The organism is Rhodococcus sp. ACT016 (genome assembly GCF_050477185.1).
GTDB lineage: Bacteria > Actinomycetota > Actinomycetes > Mycobacteriales > Mycobacteriaceae > Prescottella.
The window spans coordinates 70,127-93,732 of sequence record NZ_JBEAET010000002.1; the positions used below are offsets into that span (position 1 = coordinate 70,127).

Sequence of the window (23,606 nt, forward strand, 5' to 3'; positions counted from 1 at the left end):
CACCTTGTTCATGGCGTCACCACCGTCGATTGGTCGGAGGGGGCGGCGAGGTCGCCGCTGTCATGCACGGTGCGTCCACCGAGCAGTGTCCGGAGCACCTTCGTGTCCGCGAGATCGTCTATGTCGCAGCGCAATGGGTCGCGGTCGACGATGAGGACGTCGGCCTGACTACCGGGGGAAAGCGAGCCCACATCCGACCATCCGATGACCTTCGCGGCGCCGGTGGTCCACATGGACAGCGCCTCGGCGCGGGTCAGCACCTGATCCGGCCCGTCGTTGCGGTGATCGCAACCGGCGAAGCGGTGAGTCTGCGCGAGTTCGATCTGCTCCCAAGGGTTCTTGGGCCCCCAGTCGGTACCGCCGCCGAGGTCGAGGCCGGCGTCGACCAGCCGCTTGAGCGGTTCGAGGTCGCGCCAGACCTGCTCGCCCATCCGCTCGCCGTACATCTTGCCCTTGCCCCAGGCAAACCCGGCCGAGGTCGTGACCTGGAAGCCGAGATCGGCATACCGCCGCACCTGAGCGGGGGTGATTGTGATGGCATGCTGCAGGACCCAGTTCCGGTCGCGGAAGTCGTGCTCACGCGCTACCCGCTCGGCGATGTCGAGGAACTCGTCGTGCTCGCGGAACGCACCCATACACATGTTCGCGCGGATCCGGTGCTCTGCACAGAACCGGACGAATGCCTCCTCCTTCTCCGTCGAGAGGAACCGGACGCCGCGGGTCTGTCGCCCGAACGGATTCATATGCGCCTGGTAGGTGGCGAAGTAGCCGGAGAAGCACGGCCCGCCCGGGCTCATCGTCAACCCGTTGATGCGAAGCATGTCGTCGTCGAGGTCCATGGCATCACGAGCGAAATCTCCTAGACGCTCGGTGAATTCGTCGATGGTCAGCGGATCGAACGGATAGAAGATGACCGATTCGACGTCGAAGGTCGCCATGACGCGCAGGGTGAGCGCGTTGCTCGCCCGCAGGTGGCGGTAGAGGGCGATGTGCTCCGGTTCCATAGCGTGACCCTCGTAGGCCGTCGTCACGCCCTGAGCTGTGAACCGTGCCATTTCGGCCAACGTTCCGGCCGCGGCGTTCTCGAGGTTCGGCGGCGGCAGCTTCATCAGGATCTGACCCCAGAACGGGTCGTAGGTGTAGTAGTTGGTCACCGGGCCCCTCAGGATTCCAGTGAGTTCACCTGTCTCGTCCTTCTCCAGGTCCACATCGCACACCCGGTCGGGGATGAAGGCCGTCAGTCCCACCGCGCGCAGGCCGGCGCTGTTGAACGCCACCACGTTCGGCATCTTCGGCGCCCACGCCTGGATCATGACCGGATGCGCGTCGGTCGAGCGATCGAGGGTCCACCGGTCCGGGAGCCGCCGTTCGAGCAGATCCTGCTCCGAGCGACGGATGAAATAGTGCGGTTCACCGACCGGGGTACACATGATCCACTCGCCGGGCGGTGTGATCGCGGCCCTGGCCCGGATCCGTTCGACGATGTCAGCGTGGTCGACGGCATCGGTGAGGTCGACGAGCCCGCCGGCGAGGGTGCCGAAGTGCATCACGTGCGGATGCGTGTCGATCAGGCCCGGCATCACGGTGCCGCCCTCGGCATCGATGCGCTGTGCGCCCGGACCGGCGAGGCTCGTCATCTCGTCGGTGCTTCCCGCCGCGAGTATGCGGCCGTCCGACAGCACCAACGCCTCTGCCTCCGGAACCGCGGGGTCGAATGTGAGCACTCGCCCACCGCTGACAATCGTGTTGGTCATCGCTTCCTCCGCTCCTGACCGGTCCACCCGATCTGGCACCTGAAGCTATGCCGCAGGTCACACCCCGACATCAACCCAACGGATGAGATCCGCTCGGGGATTTCAACCGCGACAGGGTCTGGCCGGAAGCGGCGAACCGCACTAGGGTCTGTGGACCATGCAGCCGCGGTCCGACATCGACGACCTTGCCCAGTACAAGTCCGAGGCGATGGGGTTTCTGGCCGGGTTGGTGCCGATTTCGGGGATCGTCTTCTACTCGGTCGATACCAACCTGAACCCGGTCGATCATGCGTTCCATCGGATCGAATCGGACCGGAACGTGCGCTACACCGAGTTCTTTCACCGGCTCGACCCGTTCCACCCCCGCCGGTTCGCCGCGACCGGCAAATCCCTTGTGAGCGTGCGCGATCTCCACCAGCGCTACCACGGGGGCGAATACCACCGCCGATTCATGGCTCCACTCGGCCTGGACTTCGAGGCCGAGCTGTACCTGTACCGGGCCGGGCAGATGGTCGGCGGCATCTCCCTGCACCGCTCGTCCGAGCTGGGCGACTTCACGACTCACGAGCTGGGGCTACTCGGCAATGCCCGCCCCTTCCTCCAACACACCTTCACTACCGGGCGGTCCTTCGAGGCGGCGCGGCGAGTCGACGAATGGGGTCTCACGCAACGCGAACGCGACGTGCTTCGTCTCATCCGCAAGGGAGCGGCGAACGCCGAGATCGGCCGCACGCTCTACATCAGCGTGCCGACCGTGAAGACCCACCTGCAACACATCTACGACAAGTCGGGGCTGAGGTCCCGAGCTCAACTCATCGCACAGCTCGGCACGACCGGCTGATCCACCCACCGCCCGGTTAAGTCCGATTGGGTGGGCGACCGCGCATGCTCGTGGGCCGCAAGAACGGTGACCTGATTGCAGGCATCCGAGCCGACGAAGTGCTCGAGTGGCAGCCCACCGAGATCACGTGGCGGGTGCACCGCACCACCGGGCCGCACATCCTGCCGTGGCACGAGCTGCGCACCTTCGGGCCAATCCTGCGGTTCGACCACCACCCGGTCCCGCGCGACGAGCATCCCGACTACGGCATCTGGTACGGCGCATCCAGCCCCCGCGGCGCGCTCGCTGAAGCCTTCCAGTCGGCGCGGATCATCGACCGCCACCGCGGTGACCCCTACCTGACCGGACTCCGGTTCACCCGTCCACTCCGGCTGCTCGATGTCTCCGGAATTGGGGGAGCGGCCTGGGTCACCCGGGTCGGCGGCAACCACGCCCTCGATTCCGCTCCGCACGGCCGCTCGCAGCACTGGGCACGAACCATCCACCGCGCCCACCCCGACGTCGAGGGGACGCGACTGGCGCCTTGGGGTTCTGGCAGCCGTTACGAGAAGTGTTCTCCGACACCCGTGAGTAGCGTTTGCTGGTTCCACAAACGGGCGAATGTCTTTGCTGCGCTACCGAAGGCGGCGCATCCGGGAGGTTGTCGACGGTGAAGAAATCTATCGCAGTGGAGTTCGACATGGAGGGCCTTACCCTGAACGATCTTCGGTGACCGGAAGGTTGGCGCTCCTGCACCGGGTGCGGGTCAAGGGGGAGCCCTTTCCGGATCTTGTGACCAACCAGTTTGGGTCGTGTGTGCTGCTGTGCCGCACACGAAACCGGACACTACCGACATACCCGACCAGCCTAGTCGTTAGGCTTTCGGCCATGATCAACAGCACGCGCCGCGCGGTGACGTTCACGATCGTGGCGCGCGAGGACACCCACACGGTTGAACTCGAGGACCGCGCCGACCGGGTGTGGGACCGCAGATTCGCCGACAGCGGCTGCACAGGCCGCCGTACGCGTCCCGCGACTCGTCTCGAGCGAACCTCACCCGACCATGCTCCGGCATGTCACCCACACCTACGAAGGCGTCATGTGGGTTTGACGACCCTCACACGCGGTCCGCTGGCGCACTGGCCGGTCACTGCGCAGACGAGACAGCCCCGCCTGGTCCAGTGACTGCCGGGCGGGGCTGCGTGTGTCGTTTGAGGTGGTGCGGACCGGATAGCAGTCCATGCCGGCGAGGGACGGGCTGGACCCCGGGTCGTCAGGCTGCTCCGAGCGCCGCGGCTACAGCGTCTCGCACCGCCTCTTCGGTAGGGACGGGCCTGTCCAGAGCGGCGGCCATTTCCGCAAGCGAGGTCATGGCCACCTCGGGCAGTCCGCAGGCGGTGAATGTCGAGAACGCGGTCAGATCCGGCGCGATGTTCAGAGCAAACCCGTGGCTGGTCACGCCGCCACGGATCCGCATACCAATCGAGGCTACTTTCCTGTGCTCTGGCGTCCACACCCCGACCAGGCTCTGAGCCTTGGGTGGGGTGTCACGTCGAACGGCCTGCAGATCCAGCGAGTCCAGGGCACTGACCAACCCCTCTTCCAGCCAGCGCACGATGTCCCCGGGGCCGCGCTCGCGGAGATCGACCACCAGATAGCCGATCAGCTGCCCAGGCCCGTGGTAGGTCGCCTGACCGCCTCTGTCCACCTCAACCAGAGGAATCCCGGTTTGCAAGGGCAGTTCGAGACGCGGTGTCCGGGCGCTGTAGGTGATCACTGGCGGATGGGTGAGGAGTGCCAGCCGATCCGCGATCAACCCCTCCTGCCGCCGGCGGACCCAGATGCCCATCTGCTCAACCGCTTCGACGTAGGGAATCTCACCCAGGTCAACCCGTGCCAGCTCGCCCACACCCGACCCTCTCGGTGCCACACCCATCCGACAGACAGGCAGAGCGTACGCGCAGCGGAGATGCGAACGTTGCCTGATGCGGCGCTAGTTCCGCCCCATTCCAGTGTCTTAGTCCTGATCGGTGCACGAACCTGTCGCGCCATTGAATCGTTCGCGGTCTTCGCGTTGAGAGGCGAAACCGAAAGCGACGATTGCTACGATGCAGGCGATGAGGGTGGCGACTATACCGACCGAGTTCAATCTTGGGCCCCTTCCACTTCTCTTCCGGCGTGCAGGGCGGAGCCGTCAACAGCGGGAAACGGGCCCGCCCCACCGGATTCCGCGCGGCCCGGGCCAGCGGGCGGCGCAGCCACCGCCCGTGGACGTTCGAAGGCCGGACGGCACCGTTGAGGCTATCGACACAATCCGGACATTCGATCGATACGTGTCGAGGGTCACGCCAACAATGATCCGATCGGAGGAGCACAGACTTGCGGGAGCGGCACCACGGAGTTCGCCCTGAACGCGGTGCCGCTCGTTACCCGCAACCCCACCGCGCATGATGCGTTTGGCGTTGCCGCGGGCAGCCGCCCCGGCCCAGAGGTTCGATGTCCGCGGGCCGGCACCACTTGACGCTACCCGGAAGCCTGATGACGTCAATGCCCATGAAGAACGGACTACGCATGTCAGAGGAACGGCACCGTGCAGTTCGCTCTGGACACGGATGGACACGGTGCCGCCCAATCGCCGACGGCTGTGCATCCCTGCCGTACGGGGCGTGCCGCCAGCGACGGCCCGATTCGAAGAGCTCTTGTACCGCGTCCGCATGTGGCTGGGCCGCAGAATCGACGCTACTGGCGATCAAACAAGCCCGGGCGAGCGAATGACCCCGCACCAAGGGGTAGCGCGGGGTCTCAGGGTGCACTGCGGCACAGTCGCGGCACGAACATATCGGTCGACGTAGTTGAAGATCACACCGCGAACGCCGCGACTTCACCTCGAGTTTCCTGGCATGCCAGGGTGATTCGTTGGTCTGGATGAGAACCAAACCGACGCGCCAGAACTGGATCCACCGGAAATCTGACATTCCCACAAACCCCACAGCTTCAGGTCAATCTGTGTCCGGTGGTGGTCGTGAGAGTACCCATATTGCGATCTGTGTCCTCGAGGTGAGGCCGAGTTTGGTGAGGATCTTTTCGACGTGTCCCTGGGCGGTGCGCGGGGTGATGACGAGTCGTTCGGCGATGGCTTTGTTGGTCATTCCTTGCGCAACCAGGTCGGCTACCTGATGTTCGCGTGTTGTCAGGCGGGAGGGCGATTGTGCGGTGGTGTGTGCGGGCAGGGTGTCCGCGGCTGTGTAATCGAGGGTCTCGCCGAGGGTCATCTTCATGCCTTGGTGCATCGCGATGTTGAAAGCCCGGGTGCCGAGTGCTGTGCGGCTGCGCTGCTCGAGCTGGCGATGCCAGGCACGCAATCTCGGGGCGATGACTCCGGTGTTGCCGACCGAGGTCCAGAGGGATCGGGCGGCGCCGAACAGAATCGCGGCGCGCTGGTGATCGGCGGCATCGGAGGCGAGGCACGCCAATCCCTCGACGCAGAGAGCTGATCCGATGATGTCGTCGGTCGATGCATTGAGTTGCAGGCTTTCTTCCCACAGCCTGCGGGCGCGGGCGGGGTTGTCGGTAGCGACGGAGAGCCCCTCGATGAAGGGTGCGTATGCGTTGTAGATCGTTTCCCCGCGGGGCGTGGTGATCTCGAGGATTTCGCGGGCGCTGTCGGTGGCACGGGTGGTGTCACCGTGCAGCGCCGACGCCAGGCCCAGGCCGTACAGCACCGAGAGGTGGCGTCGACGGTCCGCCCCGTCCCGTACGCGGCGTAGGAGAGGGATGAAGAGTTCGACTGCGTGGTCGAGGTCGCCGGAGAGGAACGACACGTGCCCCGACGTCTCGGCCACTGTCTCGTCGAGATTGGAATCGTGCAGCGTGGTGGCGAGAGCTTCGGCCTCGCCCAGCAATGCTGACGCGGCGTTGATGTCGCCCTGGTTCGCCGCGATCATTGCTGCCCCGCACAGCGTGGTGACGCGCTCCGCGCTCGGGTCGGTGTAGGCGTCGAGGACTCGGCTGAGCCATAGTCTTCCTTCGTGGAGTAGTCCGCGCGCCAGCCAGAATGCGACGAGCGCGTTTGCGATCACCAGCCCTTGTTTCTCTTGACCCGGTTGGGATACGCAGTGCGACAGCACTTCCCGCAAGTTCGCTCGTTCGCGTCCGAGTCGGGAGATCCATCGAGCCTGGTTCGGGCCGATCCACTCTGTGTCTACGCGCTGGGTCAGTTGCTCGTACCAGTCTCGGTAGCGGCGGCGAATCTCGGGTGCCTCTCCCGCCTCCTCGAGTTGTAGCAGTCCGTATGCGCGGATCATGTCGAGGAATCGGTACCGGACACCGTGTCCGTCGTCGTACTCTTCGCGGGTCAGGATCGACTTGTCGATCAGTGAAGAGATCAGGTGGAGCAGTTCGTTGGGGGCGTGGTCGTCGGCGGTGATGCCTTCGGCCGCGTCGAGTTCGAAGCCCTGGGCGAAGACGGCCAGGCGGCGCCATGCCGCCTGTTCCTCCCGAGTGCACAGTTCGTAGCTCCAGTCGATCGACGCCTTCAGCGTCCGCTGGCGGCGGGGTGCGTCGCGCCCGCCGTCAGTCAAGATATCGACCTTCCCGAGCTGTTCGAGGATCTGCTCGACCGACATCATTCGGAGGCGGGCGGCGGCGATTTCGATCGCCAGGGGCAAGCCTTCGAGCCGGCGGCAGAGGCGAGCGACAGCCTCACGGTTGTCGTCGGTGATCTCGAAGTCGGCAACCGAGGCTTTGGCGCGTTCGGCGAACAGCGCCATTGCCTCGTTGTGTGCCGATGTGCGCGCCGATATGGGGTGCCCGGGGTGGGGCACGGTGAGCGGCGGCACCTGCATCACCGTCTCGCCGCCGAGCAGCAGCCGCTCCCGGCTGGTGGTGAGAATCTGCACGTCGGGGCACGAGCGCAACAGGGTCTCCGCGAGGGTGGCGACAGCGTCGATGAGGTGTTCGCAACTGTCGAGCACCAGCAGTAGGCGGCGCTCGCGAAGGTAGTCGGTGAGCATGTCTATCGGGGGAGCCGCTGACCAGTCTCGTATGCTCAGGCTCGCAGCCACGGTGCCCGCGACGAGTTGTGGGTCGAATTGCTCGCCGAGTTCGACTAGCCATGTGCCATCCGGGAATGATCGTTGTGTCGCGGCTGCAACGTGCAGGGCAAGTCTGGTCTTGCCGACCCCCGCGACTCCCGTGAGTGTGACCAGGCGAGATTCGCCGAGGAGCCTCCTCGTGGCCGCGACTTCGCCGTGGCGGCCCACGAAACTGGTCAATTCTTGGGGAAGGTTTCCTTGATCCCCTCGCGCAACAGCCGGCATAGGTGACTCTCGTCCATCGCTCCTCCTATGGGTTACGGTACGCCCGCCAAACAACCTTTCATTCGGGATCCTCGACGACTGACCACACACGGGTGCCGCACTGGTTCGGTAGCACCGGCCGGGGCCGTTCGAGGTCCTGAGCCTCTTCGGGCCGCAGGGGGCAGCGCATGCGCATGGCGAAACCGGCTGGGTGAGAAAGCGGCCGGCTCGATTCAACGTGAGGTGCAGAGCTTGGCTGGCGGGGATGGGCGGTGTGTCAGCGGCGATCGTCTCTGCGAGCCGGGTGTCAGTACGGACGAAGCAGGACCGCCGCCGCGGCGATGCTGGTCGCCGTGAGCGCCGTGATCACGACAGCGGATGGGATCGACTGGTGCACGTGCAGCGTCACCAGGCCGGGTATCGCAGACAGCGGCAGTAGGAGCAGCGGAACCGCCAACTTCGCCAGTCGACGTTGCACCCGCATCTTCCGTCGGCAGGCAGCGTGTCGTGTCTGAGATGAGCAATCTGACATGTCTCCCCTTGGCCGCCGGATGGAGGGGTTGCGTGTGGTCACGCCCGCCTGATAATAATAAATGTACAGTCATTTAATAATGGAGGGTGATGTGGCGGGACGTCCGCGAAGTATCGACGATGCTGCGATTCTCGAGGCCACCGTGCGGGTGATGGGGCGTACCGGCCCGGCCGCGTTGACCTTGTCTCAGGTCGCGTCGGAGGCCGGTGTGGTGCCGGGAACGCTCGTTCAGCGTTTCGGGTCCAAGCGGGGTCTGATCTTGGCGCTCGCCGAATACAACGCTCAGCGCTTGTCGGACCTGCGTGAGCAGGCGCTGCGCGACCAGCGTCCACCGCTCGAGGTTCTCGCGGAGCTCCTGGTCGGCGTGTGGGAGCAGGCGTCCACCCCCGAGGCCTTCGCCAACCATCTCGCGTTCCTGTGCGCGGACCTCGCTGATGCGCAGTTCCGTGACCTTGCATTGGCCAATCACCGGTCCACGAGCGCTTTCATCGCCGAGTTGCTCGGTGCCGCTGTCGAAGACGGTGAACTGCAGCCTGGCACCGACGTCGATGCGCTCACCGATGCGATCCAATCCACTGTTACCGGTGCGGGATTGATCTGGACGATCGAACGGGAAGGCACACTCTCCGAACGGCTGCACACCAGTCTCGAGCGCGTTCTCGAGCCTCACCGCAACGATCTCTGATCCTCTCATTCACCATCGAAGGAGTCCCTGTGACCATGTCGACCACCCCGCAGCGCAGCTTCCGCACCCGGGTCTTCATCGCCACCAGCCTCGACGGGTTCATCGCCCGGCCCGACGGCAACCTCGACTGGCTCACCGAACGTGGGGAGAAGGCGGGCGATACCGGCTACGACGCCTTCATCGCTGACATCGACACAATCGTGATGGGACGCAACACCTACGAGAAGACCCAGACCTTCGGGTTCTGGCCGTACGAGGGCCTGAACGTCAGCGTGCTGAGCACTCGACTCGACTCCGACGACCCGAACATCACCGTCGAGCGGGACCTCGCCGCCCTCGTTCATCACTTGAATGCCTCGGGTGCCGCCAACGTGTATGTCGATGGCGGACAGCTCGTTCAGTCCTTCCTACGAGAGGGCCTGCTCGACGAGATCACCATCACGACAGCGCCGGTCCTCCTCGGCTCGGGAATCTCCTTGTTCGGTGCACTCGATCACGACATCGAACTCGAACACCGCACCACCACAACCCTGGCCGAAGGATTCGTCCAGTCCACCTACGCAATCAACTAGAGCCCACCGCGGCGCCTCGACCAGAGGGCGATTCAGTGACAGAACAGTCGCAGCTCGCCGCCCCGGCGAGCGATACCGGCACCGGACGGGTCGGACCACTTATCGCGCTCCTGGTGGGCGCCGCCTTCGTCGTCACGTTGAACGAGACCATCATGGGAGTGGCGCTGCCGCGGTTGATGGTCGACTTGTCCATCACGGCGAGTACAGCGCAGTGGCTGACCACAGGGTTCATGCTCACCATGGCCGTGGTCATTCCCATGACCGGATACATGCTCGAACGTTTCACTCTCCGCGCGGTGTTCTTCACCGCGATGGGCATGTTCTCCGCCGGAACTCTCATCGCAGCAACAGCACCCGGCTTCGGGCTGCTACTCGTCGGCCGCATCGTCCAGGCCGGCGGGACCGCGATCATGATCCCCCTGCTCATGACGACGGTGCTGAACGTGGTCGCACCGGCCCACCGCGGGCGCATGATGGGCGTGACAACGATCGTGCTCTCGGTGGCGCCAGCCATTGGCCCGACGCTCTCCGGTCTGATCCTCTCGGCCCTGGACTGGCGTTGGATGTTCCTGCTCGTGCTGCCCATCGCGCTGGTGGCACTCGGCCTCGGAGCCATCTGGATTCGGAACGTCACCGAACCACAGGCTGTCCGGTTCGACGCACTGTCAGTGGTGTTGTCTGCGTTCGCGTTCGGCGGGCTGATCTTCGGGCTCAGCAGCATCGGAGAAGCAGTAACCGGTCATGCGATCGTTCCCGTGTGGATTCCGCTCGTTCTGGGTGCGGTCGCTCTCGTGGGATTCGTTCTGCGTCAGCTGCAGCTCCAGCAGCACGACCGGGCGCTGCTCGACCTGCGGACCTTCCGTTCACGCCCGTTCAGTCTCGCGGTCGTCCTCGTCCTCATCATGAATGCGGGCCTCTTCGGAACGCTCATACTGTTGCCGCTTTACATTCAGAACGTTCTCGTGCTCAGCACCCTGCAAGCAGGTCTCGTCCTGCTCCCCGGAGGCCTGTGCATGGGCCTGATCGCACCCGGTGTCGGTGCGTTGTTCGACCGTTTCGGCCCACGCCCCCTGGTGATCCCCGGAATGGCGCTCTCCACGCTGGCGCTGGCGGTGATGACATCCTTCGACGTGTCCACCCCGATCGCATGGGTCGTCATTGCACACATCCTGCTCTGCGTGGGATTCGGGCTCGCATTCACACCCCTGCTCACCTCGGCGCTCGGTTCGCTGCCGCAGGAGCTGTATCCCCATGGCAGCGCGATCGTCAGCACCATGCAGCAGCTGGCCGGCGCCGCCGGAACTGCCTTGTTCGTGACCGTTATGACTGTTCGCTCGGCCTCGGCGGCGGACAGCGGAGCTGATGCCGTCGCGGCGTCCGCCGAGGGTATTCACTCGGCATTCGTCTACAGCGCAGCCATCGTCCTCGTCGCGGCCGTTGTGTCTCTGCTGATCCGCAAGCAGACCTCGAACCCGGACGCCGAACCCGCACACGTCTGATTCCGAGCCAGCTGTCGTATCGACTTCGAGTGTCGCGCCACCGACAGTCGAGGTCGATACCGCGGTATTCGATTCGAGTCGAATAGATAACCACGCGTGAAGGTTTCGCCGATTTCGGGACAATCTAGGTCACGTCTGTTGTCGCGAGTCTCGCGGGCCACCTATGCGACGTCTCCTTCACGAGAACCACTACTCTGGCCGAGATTGCGAGGCGGATCGACGGCACATTCACACCGTTCTGTCAGCGATGGTGCCGATATGCATCTGTACTGCCATCCACATGGGCAGGGCGCGCGATGCGGTTACCAATGGCTATGGTGGAGGTCCGACTTCGCTGTATTGAGCTGATTTGTCGATGTGACTCTCCGTCCTGACCTCGGGAGTCCAAGCTGAAACGTGTGGCCGGACTACGGAGCAGCCAACCCGCCGAGGCCAGCACGCAGAAATGAACGGCCGCGGGCCGTTTCCCCAGATTGCGGCAGACAACGACCCCCATGAGCTGCACGGAAGGCACAGGGCCCGTGCCGAACAGAACGGGGCCTTTTCTCGAAAGTCACCGCAGGTGGGGCGAATTCGCCTCCGAGCGGACTCGCCGCTTCGATAGCCGCCGCGCGATCGAGTCCGATTTGCGTGCTCACGAGGTCCAGTGACGTTCGAGATGTCTCGCGGCCGGTTCATGGCGTTGGGTGCGGGTGCTGTGGGCGCCGCCAGCACCCACCTGGCGCTGTACCCGTACGCGGGGGAGTTCGCGCTGCCCCGGCACTACGACGTGGTCGACGACCACAGAGACATCGTGCCGGTGCCAGGCGGGCGCGACGACCTGACGATGATCGGCCCCAACGGTTTCCGGCAGGAGTACGCGGGATCGGCGACTGGTCCCGGCGCGGCCGTGCAGGCGGGAACGACGATCGACGCGGCGAGCCCGCTGGCCTAGCGTGCGTCTGACAGATCTCGTGTCGGGGTGGTGGCGTCCTGCTGGAGAATCTCGCTAGCGAGGGCCTTCACAAGTGCCTGGGCTTCTCGCGACGATTCACTCCAATCATCTGTCTCGAGCCCGAGGTACCCGGCGCGTGCCATCTGCAGTAGTGCCCGCTCGTGCCCGGTTCGACGCGTCGCGACCGTCTGCGCTGCGGTGTCCTTCGACACGATGTCGCCGGTCTCCAGGGTGACGATGATCCGCGCTAACGTCAGCAGCACGTTGCGCTCGTCGCCGTCGACCTCGCTGATCAGATTGGGAACCTGGTCGATGGCAGCTTGGCGAAGCAGGTGAGACGGCACTGGGTTGAATACCTCACCGAGCGCGCGGCCCCGTAGTGCGCGGGAGAACTGGAGCGCTGTGGCCAGCAAAATGACGGCGTCGGGATCCTCGGCAGGCTCGGGCAAGGCACCTGTCGTCATCTCCTCGCGCAACCACTCGCCGTACTGAAAGTCGCGACGGGGGCGGGCGGTCATCGGCGTGAGGTCCTGACGCACGAGGAATGTCACTTCCAGTGGTCGACGGCCCGCCACGTCGGGGAACCGCTCGAGGTGCCCGTGCCATCCGGAGATACCCAGTAGCAGCTTCACCAGGCTGGCGCGCTCCGCGCGGGTGAGTGACCGCCGCGTCACAGCGAGAATGTCAATATCGCTGTCGGGTCGCAGACCGGTGCTGGCCGCCGATCCGTAGAGATACACGCCGACGACATCTCCAGGGTCGTGTCGGTCGATGTGCGCGAGAATCGGGGCTAGTAGCTCATCCATTGCGACCAGGCTAGTGCGCGCCCCGACAGATGTGGAACCCTGTTGTGTGCGAGTCTGTTCGAGTGTCTTAACCGATATGACACCAGGACGAGTCTTGCGCGCTCGGGTCCATCTTTGGGGCGCCACCGCGTCCGGAGCTGGGGCTGTGACGATCACCGGTGCGTCGGTCGCAATCTGCGAGCCGTTCTCCTCGACAAGGCCGGGGTCAAGCCACGCCTGGCCGGCGAGGCCGCAGACCCGAGGAGCCCGAGGAGATCACCCTCGGCGGCGACCGTGCCGCCGGGCTCATCGGTGCCGAGAACTGCGACGGTAAACGGATCCGAAATAACGTGATGTGCGCCTCTAGCTGTTGCGGGTCAGGAGGTTGTTGGCAGCATTGCGAGTTCAGCGAGCGGGCCGGTTCGGTTGATATCGATCTGAGCGATTCGGCCTTCTGCGACGGTGATGCTGATGACTGCGAGTTGGTGCCCGCCCGGCGCGATGATGTGGACGAGGCGTCCGTTGGCGAGCATTGGTGTGCTGGCTCGGATTCGGTCGGCAAATAGGGTGGTTTCCTGGGCGATTGCAGGCGCGCCGACGACGGTGGTGGGCGTGTGTGCGGGGATGAGGGCTGGATCGGCGACGCGCACGCAGTCGTCGGTCATCAAGGCGATCATTCTGGTTGTGTCGCCATCTGCAGCGGCGGTGAGGAACGCGTCCACGATGGAGCTGTCGGTGGTGGCACTGGCGGGAATCTGCCGATTCTGGTCGATCCGCTTTCGTGCGCGGCTGGCGTGCTTTTTCGCATTGTCCGGGCTGGTCCCGAGCGTCTCGGCGATCTCCCGGAACGGAGCAGCGAACAAGTCGTGCAGAACGTATGCGACGCGTTGAGCAGGTGTGAGCCGCTCGAGGACCACCATCAATGCTCGGGAGATGTTCTCGCGCCGTAGGTAGTGCTCGTCGGCCGCGACCGCGTCAGCGGGAAGCATGTCCGCGAGCAGGGGCTCTTCACGGCGGCGTTGCCGCGTACGCAATTGGTCGAGACACTCGCGAGTGAGGACGGTTGTGACGTAGGCGGCTGGATTTCGAAGGTCATCATCGGCTACGGCGGATGCCTTGATCCAGGCGCTCTGTACTGCGTCTTCTGCGTCATGGATCGAGCCAAGCAATCGGAATGCTATCGCCGTCAGCTGCGGCCGTGACGTCTCGAACACCGCGATCGATACCACCAGGTGTCACCTTTCTGAGCTGGGAAACGTCGGGACAAACGAGACCACCAATCTCACGCCCGATTACCCCACCAAGAGGAGGCACTCGCTAATGACTGTACAGACGGTCCGGTTCCAGACGAGCCCTGAGCACGCGGACGCAGTCGTTGAACAGATCGCGGCATTGTTCGACGCTGTCCATGCAGCAGCGCCCAAGGGACTCAAGTATTTCGCGGTACGCGAGACCGATGAGCCGGTGTTCATGCTGCTTCTCGAGCTCCCCGAGGATGCCGAGAACCCGCTGCCGTCCATTCCTGCGGCGGCGGCCTTCCGGGCATGGCTGCCGACCCAGACCGACGACGATCCAGCGCCACGCGCGTGCACCGTTTTGGGCAGGTACGACGCATGACGGCGGCACTGTTCACTGCGACGATCGTCTGCATCGTCGCCAGTGCTCTCATCGCGATCGCAGACTACGCCAAAGCAGGATTCGTCGTGAAGAACTCCGCTGAGGTTCATGTTCCTGTCAGCGCCCTGCCCTATCTCGCAACGTTGAAGCTGGCCGGAGCCGCAGGGCTTGTTATCGGTCTGGTAGCCGTACCCTGGCTGGGCGTCGCCGCCGGCATCGGTCTGATCTTGTTCTTCGTCGGTGCTGTCGTCGCTCACATCCGTACCCGGGTGCTCTACAATATCGCGTTCCCCGGACTATATCTGCTGCTCGCGGCGGTATCGACCACTTACATGGTCCAGCTGGCGGCCGGGTCGTGAGTCACAGGAACGCCCCGTTGTCGGTCGAGGGCCGTCGCAGACTTATCCAACGCTGCCGCCACCGGCCGATAGCGCACGTGGCAGCGGAGATGGGAACCTCGCGGGCATGTGCGTCGAAGTGGGTCAACAGGTACCGCCGCTACGGCGACACCGGACTTTACGATCACTCCTCCACTCCGCGCCGTCAGCCAAGCGCCACTCAACCGGAGGTCATTGCCCGGATCGAGTCTTGGCGGCGCGAGCACAAGTGGTCTGCGTCTCGGATCGCGTTCGAGCTCAACAACGATGGGATCGCGATCAGTCGCCGCACCGTCTCTCGGATACTCGAGCGGCTCGGCCTGGAACGTCGGAGGTTCATAGGCTCCAACGGCGACAGCAACCGCAAACCGTGCGTGATCGTTGCTAAACGGCCGGGGCAGATGGTGCACGTGGACGTGAAGAAGGTCGGACGCATCCCCGACGGCGGCGGCTGGCGCGTTCACGGCCGCGACTCCGAGCAAGCACGCACGGCTAAGCGCGCGAAGACTAAGACCGGCAAACGCGGCTACGTCTACCTGCACTCCGCAGTCGATGGGCACACCCGTTTCGCCTACACCGAAGCACTCTCGGACGAGAAAGCCGCGACCGCGATCGGCTTCCTACACCGGGCACGAGCATGGTTCGCCGCCCACGGCATCAATCGCATCGAGCAGATCGTCACCGACAACGGCTCCTGTTATCGCGCTGAGGCTTTCACCCAGACGCTTCTCGGGGCGCGTCACAAGCGGGCCAAGCCGTATACGCCTCGACACAACGGGAAGGTGGAACGGTACAACCGGATTCTGGCCGAAGAGTTCCATTACGCCCGCACCTGGATCTCGGAAGATCAGCGCGCCCAGGCACTGCAAGTGTGGAACGTGCACTACAACTATCACCGACCCCACGGAACCGCCGATGGACAACCACCAGCCTCCCGCACCCCGACAGGCGTCACGAACGTCATGACCCCATACACCTAGGGCGAAGAAGCGTCTCAATCTTCAGGTTCGGGGACGAACTCTTCTGCTTGATCGCGGAACCACGTGAGCGATGCGTCAAGATACGCCTCACCATCGAGTGCCACCAACGAGATCTGGTCGGGGTCATGCACGTAGGAGATCACCTGACCGACCTCGCCCCCGGGGCCCGGGTCGCAGTCGGCGAACAGGACGATCGTGCTCCCTCCAAAGGCTGCGAATGGCACCCACGTGTCGAGGAACCAGCCCGCGCGGATCCGACCATCGCGAGGTACCGACTCCTGCCAGCCCGCGAAGTTCCCCGCAATATCACGCAGGCGATTGCGCAACGCAAGGGACTGCGACACGGACAGGAAGTCCGCACCGGTGAAGAAATCTGGCCGTGTGAACACCGGACTGTAGACTGGCCCGCCGTCGGCCACTCGCCACAGATCGACGAGCCAGTCCACCACCCCGTATCCCAGCGACGCGAGCATCGCGTCACGATTCGTGTCCGCCAGCGGGGCTCGCAAATCCAGAGAAGCATCAAGTTCCGTGTATATCTCCGCAACAGCGTCGAGATAGGCACGAGGTGTCGTCATGCACTTACCCTTTCACTCCCAAGGCACGTGGGTGCCGGCGCTAGTGGCAACCCCGGGCCAGCTTCCGGATTCCAGGGCCGCTCGGGGGGCTCACACGGCGTTGCTGGAGAAGTCGTTGCTGCCGGGCGTGGTCTTCGCGGGGTACGTGACACGACCTTCGCGACGCAGCCGCCGCATCCTGCGGCCGAGCAGGAAGAAGACCAGCGTGAACACGACCAGGCCGCCGGCGGGGATCGCGACCGCCAGGAGCAGGCCTGCGTGTGCGCTCATGGGGACCATCTTGCCTGTCGAATGCAGCACCGGCCGCTGAGCGGCGGTGACGTTTCCAGATCGTCTGCCACGGCCCGAATTCGGCAGGCACGGCACACCGACCCAGTACCGGTAGACGATGCCCTCGACGACCCGGCGGTTGTTGCGGAACGGACGTTCACCCTGTTCGCTGACAGACGGCAGCAGGGGCTCGATAAACGCCCACTGGGCGTGGGACAGGTACTCGGTACGTGACACGCGAGGCCTCGCCACCCGCTCCGACAAACACGCGATCGTCTACCGAGCTGCCGTCCTCATCCACGCCGCAATCGCCTGGTCCCACGCTTTGTCAGACACGCCCTAGCTGACACGCCGCCGGGAACCTCCGCTGGGGCTGTTCGGGTCGGCGCATCCGCATCGGTTGATCTCACAGCCCGAGGGCGTCAGCGCCAGGGCGGGAGCGACTGTCGGGAACCAGGTTTGCGCGCACGTGGAATGCGATTGTCGACGAGGACCCGAGTGGGCGGATCCTGTCCGCTTACATCGCGAAGGAGGAACTCCGCGCTCTACTGGCGACCGTCCGCGTCGGCGGCGATGGACACCTGACCCGGCACCGTTTGAACCGGTTCCTGGCCTGGTGCGCTGATTCGAACATCCCGCAACTTCTCGCCCTCGCCAAGACCGTCGACGCGTGGTGGCCCGAGATCAACGCGTTCGTCCGCACCGGCATCACGAACGCCCGCACCGAGGGCTACAACCGGCTGGTCAAGGCCGTCGAGCGCTCGGCCTGCGGATTCAGGAACCGGGAGAACTCGGCGCGGCGGATACGATTCCACTGCACACGCACTCAGCGAGCCGCGACTCAGACGTCATGCTGACTGCCCGGTCAAGATCGCAGAGCCGAAAAAGGGCATCTTCACACTTGAGGACAAGTTTCGTGGAAGATCTTGAAAGTTGCAGGTCACCGGACAAGTAGATCCGGAACCTACAGCTGACCTCCTCGCTGCTGCCTGTGTGAACTGATGGGTGGCCGGATCTCGCTCCCCAGCGGCCATCCAGTGACCGTGAAAACTACAGGTCAGGCTCTACTCGTGATTGCCGGGGTTCAGGTCACTCCTCGGGCGGCTTCAGTGCCACTTGGCGACAGGCCTGACCGATCGCATCCTGCAGCGTTGCCAGCTCCGGCCTTCGGTTGCCTTCCAACGTGCACAGGGTGACCACGCTCGGGCCGATGTCTTCGATGGGCACGAAGCTGACCAGCGGATGGCGGTAGTAAGTAGGCAGCGACTCAGGTGTGGTGGTGACCCCTGCGCCGGCGGCGACCGCTTCGAGTAGTTCTTCCACGGTCGATACGGCAAGACTCGGTTCGGCTCGGGTGCCGTCCGGCCGCGGGTTCACCATCCAGAAGTCGGTCCATTCCGGCGGCCCGCCGCTGCTGCTTATGAACGGCTCTGTGGCAATCTCGGCGAACCGGATCGACTCCCGGGTTGCCAACGGGTGGTCGTGCGCAAGCACGGCCACCCGTCGCTCTGACAGAATTCGCCGGCGCCGGACGCCCTCCGCAGGAAACGGTTCCCGGACAAAGACTGCATCGATGTCGCCGGCCAGCAGTGGAGCCAGTTGTTCGCTCCACTCGAGGTGGTGCAATTTGACGTGCAGATCCGGATCGGCGGACCGGAGCTGATCCAGCACGGCAGTCGTGAGCAGGCCGGCACCGGTCGCCATGAACCCGATATCGATACCGCGGCGGCCCAGACGGACCGAATCACGCCATCGCAGAAGGGTCTCGTTGGCGGCCACGACTGCGCGTGCCTGCGGGATCAGTGCGCGTCCCGCTTCGGTTAGCTCGACGTGTCGAGAGTTGCGTTCGAAGAGCAGGAAACGCAGGTCCTTCTCCAACCGGGACACCTGCTGACTCAGCGCCGGTCCGGTCATGTGTAGCAGTGTGGCTGCGCGTCCGAAGTGCAGCTCGTCCGCGACGGCGAGGAAACATCGAAGCGCCTGGGGCGGGACATACATGCTTCACCTTGCACGCTATCGGTTGGAACTGGGTGTCAGGCTAGCCGATTCGGCGGCTACCCGATTGCCTTGACGTGCATCTCCTGAGACGGATCGGTGGCGTAGTCGACAAGCTGGAGTTGCCCGACGGCGTCGTTGTCACGCGCCATGTAGTAGTGAAGTCGGGCGTCGGCGACGACCGCGAGTCCGCCATCCGGCAGGTAGCCGGCGATCGGACCTTCGACCATGGCGATCATGACACAGCCGTCCGGGGCAATCGGCGTGTGCACGGCACCGGCTACCTCGCAGGTGTACATGCCGGCCATGCCGGGATCGTCCTCCTCGTAATAGAATCCGCCTTCCAGCAGGTACGCCTGCACGTTTCCCATATGCCAATGCGGAGTGGCGACGGTGCCGGGATCTACTTTCAGAATGAGCGTGAATGCGCCGGATACGAGGTTGCAGTACAGAAGCTTGAATTGGGTACCCGGCATCAGCCAGTCGGTCCACGGAATGTCGTCAGGGTTGACGAATTCCTTTCTTGCGCCCTTCGACGTGACGCCGGGGTTGGTCATCCAGAATGTGGGTCCGAGGTTCGAGGCAGCGGTCATGGGTTTCTCCTTCTATTCCGTGTGAGGGGGCTTCGGGTCCGTTAATCGCCTGCGGTCATATCGACCAGGATCTTGATGGCAGTTTGGTCCCGCAGTGGGCCGAACCCGTCGGTGATGAGGTTCTCGAATGCGATCGTCTCCACCCAACTGTCCAGCGGATAGGCACCGCGAGCCATAAGCTCGATGGCCTCCGTGTAGTCGCGGCAGTACGCGATGGAGCCGACGATCTCGCACTCGTTGAACAGGATCTCGGTGGGGTTGAACTCGACGGGGCGCTGGTGCACCGCGACGACCACGACTCGGCCGTGTCCAGCTGTCGAGCGGACCGCATTGAGGAAGGTTGCCGGAACGCCCGCCGTCTCGAACGACCTCGCGACACCGGCGCCACCGGTGTGCGCGCGCAATTCCGCGACGACATCCGTCTCGTTGGGATCGATGACCTTCGTCGCTCCGACTGCCTCGATCGCCGCGCGCCTGGTCGCCGACGGCTCGATCACGATGACGTCCTCGACGCCTTTGGCCCGCAACGCCAGGAAAACCCCGATTCCGATGGGGCCGGCTCCGTGAACCGCGACACTGCTCCCCGGAGCGACATCCCCTCGGTTCACGGCGTGCAGGGCCACGGACAGGGGTTCGATCAACGCTCCCTCTCGGGTGCTCATACCTTCCGGAAGCCGATAGACGTGATCGGCGTCGACGACTGCAAACTGTCCGAGTCCACCCCCACCCGCCCAGCTGTAGCCGACGGCGGCGATGCTGCTGCAGAGGTTGTACGAGCCGGCCAGACAGGCCGCGCATCGTCGGCAGTTGACGGTGGGTTCTACCGCGACAGCGTCGCCGATCGACAACCCGTCAACCTCTGAACCCATCGCTACGATCTCGCCGGAAAACTCGTGACCGAGGACGACTGGGACGCTCACCCCAGTCAGCGGATGCGGTGTGATCGGCGCCATCATAGGCGCGTGGTAGTACTCGTGCAGATCGCTTCCGCACAGGCCATTGAAATGAACCCGAACTTTCACCTGACCCGGACCTGCAATAGGCTCGGCGATATCTTCGAAACGGATATCCCCAACTCCGTGGTAACGGGCTGCCTTCATTCTTTAACCTCCCATTTTCGAAACTCATGTTGGTTTCGAAGTGATGCAGACAACAGTGGCACCGGGCATGTAGAGAAGTCCAGGTACTTTCTTTCGGGTATCGATAAGCCGCGCTTACTGATCGGCGCGGAGTGCCTCTTCAGCCTGCAGGTGAACCGGACCGCGTTTGCTGCACGCTCGCCGCGGGGTGCAGCATGTCCCACATGCCCACGCGGTACTGAGTGGCGGCGCCGCCGGTAATGGCACGCTGTTCGACACCGAGCTGCACACCGGTGAGTACCCGCTGATTGAGTTGGCCGGTTCAGTGAGGACGCGATCACCCGCACTCCGTGGGTGGCAGCTTCGGTCTTTGGAAGATCAGCGTGCACCTACTGCTGCTTTTACTGGCGCCGGTGCGGCCGATGGCGAGGCCGTGTGCGACCTTGTCGAGGTCGCAATAGACCGTGTCGCTGCCCTTCTGCGGGCCGATGCAGATCTTTAGTCCCGGATCTTGCCGGTCGTCTCGCTGAAGACGGTGTTCTGTTCTGGGGGAACGTGATTGAAGGCGATGACCTTCTCGGGCAAGTAGCCCCAGGGTCTGCAGCTTAGCGGCCCGCGAGCCGCTTCAGGAGGGCGTGGTCTCCGGCTGTCGGACACCGCGGGCATGATCGCCCGAGGGGGGAGCACTCGCGGATGATGAGACGCAGAGCTGACGCGCCGTCTGGGCCGCCTGCCGCTTCCCCCGCGACCGTTCACGAAGGCTCGATCGCCCCGATTGTTCGCTGGCACCTGACCCGGACCCTGTTGTTAGGACTCGCGCTACATCGTCGACGTACCTCCGGTTTCACGGGTCGCCGACGTTCTGCAACTCGTCAGCCCTATCAACGATCAAATCCTGCCCATATCGCGTGTACACGGAAGGACCCTTGGAGGCTCGTGTGAAGGTAGACGCTTTCCACTCGTCGAATCCATTGAATCCCACATCCTTCCACTACCATCGGAACAGCCCCATAGGAACTCGAATACCAAAGTGCAACAGAAGTATTGGTGAGGGAAACCGGTCGCGCTGCCTCATCTGTGCCGAGATCGACATTTGCGAGTCGCGCATCGCTTCGCGCGACCACTGATCGGCAAGAGAGGCCGATGCCGGAACGACAGTCATGACCGAGGCGTCAACATAGTTCCAAGCCACCGTGCCCGCGAACTCGCCTCGATCCGTCCGCTCCATGTGTTCGCGACGGAGGCGCACGCCGTCGACGAACCGGGCAGTGCCGCGCTAGAAGATGTAGTCACCGCCCGGCGGGTCGTTCTAGTGCCGAGGGTGCGATGCCCGGGCCTTCAGCGACGCGGTGGCCATATTGCCGTCACGGGACTACGCGGGGCGGCCTTGTCCGCGTTGTCGGCCACATCGATCGCGTAACCGGGCGTCGATCGGCTCGAAATGGGGCAGGACCGGGTGTTCGGTGTGTTCTAGCCAACTCCTTCACGACTATGGGAACGCTGGAATGTCACGCGGGCAATAGACAGTGTGAGTATCGAAACCGACACCGAACCCGACACGAGAGGGCCATGGTTGGAAGCCGCGGACTGGCAGGACCTCTATAGCGCTCATGCGCAGTCGCTGTACCGCTATGTCGTGCGCAGGGTAGGCGAATCCGCGGCCGAGGACATCGTCGCGGACGCATTCCTGGAAACCTGGCGAATTCGTGATCGGTACAACGCGAACATCGCGCAGAGCCGATCGTGGCTGTTCGGCGTCGCGACTAACAAGATTCGCCACTACTACCGCGCCGAAGCACGTCGGCTGAAGGCCTCGGCGAGGAACCTCGCCGCGGAAGCGACGACTGTGTCGAACGACCCTGCGGATCTCGGCTGGACGCTGGATTCGCGACTGGCACTTGCTCTGTCGAACCTGCGTATCGAAGAGCGTGAAGTGATATTGCTCGTCGCATGGGCCGATCTGACGCCGTTGGAGATCTCGAGAGTGCTGGATCTGCCTCCAGCCACCGTGCGCACGAGGCTCTTCCGTGCGCGGACGGCACTCAAACGATCGTATCCCCAGGTCCTGGACAGGTCCTGAGATGAAGGAAGAAAACATGAACGAGACGATCTCCGATGAACAGCTCGACGCCGACCTGTGCCGACTGGGAGGTGACGTGCCGGAGCTCCCCGAAGGACTCGCCGCACGGATCGACAACCTGATGGCCGACCGACGGATCGACACCTTGATGGCCGAATCGAGGACACCGAAGTCGCGTGTGTGGATCGCGGTTGCTGCCGCGGTCACCCTCCTCGCGGGGGGCGTGGTGGTCGGAACCTCGGTCGTGTCGAGCAACCCCGGCGCCGACTCCACTGCTGGCCCAAGCAAGGAGTCACCCCTGGCCGCGGATCCCACGAGGATGACGGTTGACGCGCTGCTGCTCGCGTCGTCCGAGAAGCTGGCGAGTACGCCGTCGACGCGTGCCGCCTTCACCTTCGTCGAGGAGCATGCATGGTGGATGTCGTCAGGCGACGGTGAGTATGGAACGTTCGCGTACCTGGGGGAGAACATTCTTCAGACCTGGATCCCGGCAGACACGAACGACGAATGGCTGCAACGTCGTTCAGTGTCGCCGCATCGGCAGTGGGTTGTGGGCAACGAAGAGATCGCTGGAAAGTCGGCGCTCGGACCGGGATGGCCCGAGGGAGAATTCCGTGGTCGGCGTGGACAGTTCTTCCCGAGCGCGGGTGACGACGCTGTGCCGGCGTCGTTCGCGAACCCGTCCGCTGAGTACCTTGACGGACTACCCGACGACCCGACGGCGTTGTACGAGAAATTGCGAGCCGAATCGGGAAGTGACGCACAGCTACTGTCCGACGTCGCTTCGGGCCTGCGCAGCGGTCTGGTGAGCAACCACGTAACCAGCAACATCTACCGCGCTCTGATCGCACTTCAGACGCTTGAGGTCACCGATGGGCAGGCCAACCTCGATGGGCGGATCGGCACCGGAGTCGGCGTCGTCAACGACGGCCGGCGCACTGAGATCATCATCGATCCCGTAACCGGTGAGTTCATCGGCCAGCGTGTCGTCACGCTCGACGGCTACGACGACATTCCGCCTGGTACGGCCGTGGAGTTCAGTTCGGTCACAAGGTTGGCTGTTGATGCGGCGGGGGAAACGGTCGGCTCTGGGACGCGATAGCCGGAATGCCAAATCCGGCGCATCCCAGGACGCCGCAACGCAATCCGGCGTCGCATG

Annotated in this window: 22 protein-coding genes and 2 pseudogenes; 13 read left to right on the plus strand and 11 right to left on the minus strand. The window is 64.1% G+C overall.

All coding sequences use genetic code 11. The annotated features are described in order from the left end of the window. Positions 1-8 precede the first annotated feature (8 nt). The gene (locus ACQ5DX_RS27195; protein ID WP_430335874.1) at positions 9-1,754 is read right to left on the minus strand and encodes an amidohydrolase; all 1,746 of its coding nucleotides are present in this window, start codon (positions 1,752-1,754) and stop codon (positions 9-11) included. Between the two features lie 157 nt (positions 1,755-1,911). Here ACQ5DX_RS27195 and ACQ5DX_RS27200 point away from each other — a divergent pair, with 157 nt between their 5' ends. From ACQ5DX_RS27200 to ACQ5DX_RS27210, 3 genes and pseudogenes are all read left to right on the plus strand, one after another. Beyond that, positions 1,912-2,595 (plus strand): response regulator transcription factor, encoded by a 684-nt coding sequence (locus tag ACQ5DX_RS27200; RefSeq protein WP_430335875.1) that lies wholly within the window; start codon positions 1,912-1,914, stop codon positions 2,593-2,595. Between the two features lie 44 nt (positions 2,596-2,639). Further along, positions 2,640-3,035: pseudogene (locus ACQ5DX_RS27205) on the plus strand (RES domain-containing protein); the annotation flags it as partial. A gap of 47 nt (positions 3,036-3,082) precedes the next feature. Then, positions 3,083-3,233 (plus strand): annotated as a pseudogene (locus ACQ5DX_RS27210) (IS256 family transposase); the annotation flags it as partial. Positions 3,234-3,847: 614 nt separating this feature from the next. Here ACQ5DX_RS27210 and lipB read toward each other — a convergent pair. The 3 genes from lipB to ACQ5DX_RS27225 all read right to left on the minus strand — a co-directional run bounded on the left by lipB (position 3,848) and on the right by ACQ5DX_RS27225 (position 8,349). After that, positions 3,848-4,483, minus strand: a complete 636-nt coding sequence (lipB, locus tag ACQ5DX_RS27215; RefSeq protein WP_430335876.1) for a lipoyl(octanoyl) transferase LipB — start codon at positions 4,481-4,483, stop codon at positions 3,848-3,850. 1,090 nt (positions 4,484-5,573) lie between these two features. After that, complete coding sequence (locus ACQ5DX_RS27220; protein WP_430335877.1) at positions 5,574-8,108, minus strand: ATP-binding protein; 2,535 nt, start codon at positions 8,106-8,108, stop codon at positions 5,574-5,576. Between the two features lie 70 nt (positions 8,109-8,178). Then, positions 8,179-8,349, minus strand: a complete 171-nt coding sequence (locus ACQ5DX_RS27225; RefSeq protein WP_430335878.1) for a hypothetical protein — start codon at positions 8,347-8,349, stop codon at positions 8,179-8,181. Between the two features lie 145 nt (positions 8,350-8,494). Here ACQ5DX_RS27225 and ACQ5DX_RS27230 point away from each other — a divergent pair, with 145 nt between their 5' ends. From ACQ5DX_RS27230 to ACQ5DX_RS27245, 4 genes are all read left to right on the plus strand, one after another. Next, positions 8,495-9,088 (plus strand): TetR/AcrR family transcriptional regulator, encoded by a 594-nt coding sequence (locus tag ACQ5DX_RS27230; RefSeq protein WP_430335879.1) that lies wholly within the window; start codon positions 8,495-8,497, stop codon positions 9,086-9,088. Between the two features lie 35 nt (positions 9,089-9,123). After that, the gene (locus ACQ5DX_RS27235; protein WP_430336320.1) at positions 9,124-9,660 is read left to right on the plus strand and encodes a dihydrofolate reductase family protein; all 537 of its coding nucleotides are present in this window, start codon (positions 9,124-9,126) and stop codon (positions 9,658-9,660) included. 35 nt (positions 9,661-9,695) lie between these two features. Next, on the plus strand, positions 9,696-11,159 hold the full coding sequence (locus ACQ5DX_RS27240; RefSeq protein ID WP_430335880.1) for an MDR family MFS transporter: 1,464 nt from the start codon (positions 9,696-9,698) through the stop codon (positions 11,157-11,159). A 646-nt stretch (positions 11,160-11,805) separates the two neighbouring features. Then, the gene (locus ACQ5DX_RS27245; RefSeq protein ID WP_430335881.1) at positions 11,806-12,093 is read left to right on the plus strand and encodes a hypothetical protein; all 288 of its coding nucleotides are present in this window, start codon (positions 11,806-11,808) and stop codon (positions 12,091-12,093) included. Here ACQ5DX_RS27245 and ACQ5DX_RS27250 read toward each other — a convergent pair. Then, the gene (locus tag ACQ5DX_RS27250; RefSeq protein ID WP_430335882.1) at positions 12,090-12,899 is read right to left on the minus strand and encodes an aminoglycoside adenylyltransferase domain-containing protein; all 810 of its coding nucleotides are present in this window, start codon (positions 12,897-12,899) and stop codon (positions 12,090-12,092) included. The two genes, ACQ5DX_RS27245 and ACQ5DX_RS27250, sit on opposite strands and share 4 nt — an antisense overlap. 356 nt (positions 12,900-13,255) lie before the next feature. Beyond that, positions 13,256-14,107, minus strand: a complete 852-nt coding sequence (locus tag ACQ5DX_RS27255) for a sigma-70 family RNA polymerase sigma factor (protein WP_430335883.1) — start codon at positions 14,105-14,107, stop codon at positions 13,256-13,258. 91 nt (positions 14,108-14,198) lie between these two features. On the opposite strand from ACQ5DX_RS27255, the gene ACQ5DX_RS27260 reads away from it, so the two are divergent. From ACQ5DX_RS27260 to ACQ5DX_RS27270, 3 genes are read left to right on the plus strand one after another with little or no spacing between them, the layout of a single operon-like run. Continuing rightward, positions 14,199-14,495, plus strand: coding sequence for a hypothetical protein (locus ACQ5DX_RS27260; RefSeq protein ID WP_430335884.1), 297 nt, complete (start codon positions 14,199-14,201; stop codon positions 14,493-14,495). Beyond that, positions 14,492-14,854: a DoxX family protein gene (locus ACQ5DX_RS27265; RefSeq protein WP_430335885.1), complete on the plus strand. Its 363-nt coding sequence runs from the start codon at positions 14,492-14,494 to the stop codon at positions 14,852-14,854. The genes ACQ5DX_RS27260 and ACQ5DX_RS27265 overlap by 4 nt, the downstream gene beginning before the upstream one ends. Continuing rightward, entirely contained in the window at positions 14,851-15,852 is a 1,002-nt protein-coding gene (locus ACQ5DX_RS27270; protein WP_430335886.1) for an IS481 family transposase, read from the plus strand. Before ACQ5DX_RS27265 ends, ACQ5DX_RS27270 begins: the two co-directional genes overlap by 4 nt. A gap of 14 nt (positions 15,853-15,866) precedes the next feature. Here ACQ5DX_RS27270 and ACQ5DX_RS27275 read toward each other — a convergent pair whose 3' ends face one another. After that, a complete protein-coding gene (locus ACQ5DX_RS27275; RefSeq protein WP_430335887.1) occupies positions 15,867-16,430 on the minus strand; it encodes an SMI1/KNR4 family protein in 564 nt (187 codons plus the stop codon). Between the two features lie 90 nt (positions 16,431-16,520). Further along, on the minus strand, positions 16,521-16,937 hold the full coding sequence (locus ACQ5DX_RS27280) for a hypothetical protein (RefSeq protein WP_430335888.1): 417 nt from the start codon (positions 16,935-16,937) through the stop codon (positions 16,521-16,523). A gap of 272 nt (positions 16,938-17,209) precedes the next feature. Between ACQ5DX_RS27280 and ACQ5DX_RS27285 the strand changes: the two genes are divergently transcribed. After that, positions 17,210-17,557 (plus strand): transposase, encoded by a 348-nt coding sequence (locus tag ACQ5DX_RS27285; RefSeq protein ID WP_430336321.1) that lies wholly within the window; start codon positions 17,210-17,212, stop codon positions 17,555-17,557. A gap of 232 nt (positions 17,558-17,789) precedes the next feature. Here the strand turns inward: ACQ5DX_RS27285 and ACQ5DX_RS27290 are convergent, their stop codons facing one another. From ACQ5DX_RS27290 to ACQ5DX_RS27300, 3 genes are read right to left on the minus strand one after another with little or no spacing between them, the layout of a single operon-like run. Further along, entirely contained in the window at positions 17,790-18,698 is a 909-nt protein-coding gene (locus tag ACQ5DX_RS27290) for a LysR family transcriptional regulator (RefSeq protein ID WP_430335889.1), read from the minus strand. A 56-nt stretch (positions 18,699-18,754) separates the two neighbouring features. After that, a complete protein-coding gene (locus ACQ5DX_RS27295) occupies positions 18,755-19,288 on the minus strand; it encodes a 2,4'-dihydroxyacetophenone dioxygenase family protein (RefSeq protein WP_430335890.1) in 534 nt (177 codons plus the stop codon). Between the two features lie 41 nt (positions 19,289-19,329). Beyond that, positions 19,330-20,388, minus strand: a complete 1,059-nt coding sequence (locus ACQ5DX_RS27300; protein ID WP_430335891.1) for a 2,3-butanediol dehydrogenase — start codon at positions 20,386-20,388, stop codon at positions 19,330-19,332. Between the two features lie 1,507 nt (positions 20,389-21,895). Here ACQ5DX_RS27300 and ACQ5DX_RS27305 point away from each other — a divergent pair. Beyond that, complete coding sequence (locus ACQ5DX_RS27305; protein ID WP_430335892.1) at positions 21,896-22,447, plus strand: RNA polymerase sigma factor; 552 nt, start codon at positions 21,896-21,898, stop codon at positions 22,445-22,447. A 16-nt stretch (positions 22,448-22,463) separates the two neighbouring features. Then, positions 22,464-23,549: a CU044_5270 family protein gene (locus ACQ5DX_RS27310; protein WP_430335893.1), complete on the plus strand. Its 1,086-nt coding sequence runs from the start codon at positions 22,464-22,466 to the stop codon at positions 23,547-23,549. Positions 23,550-23,606: the final 57 nt, after the last annotated feature.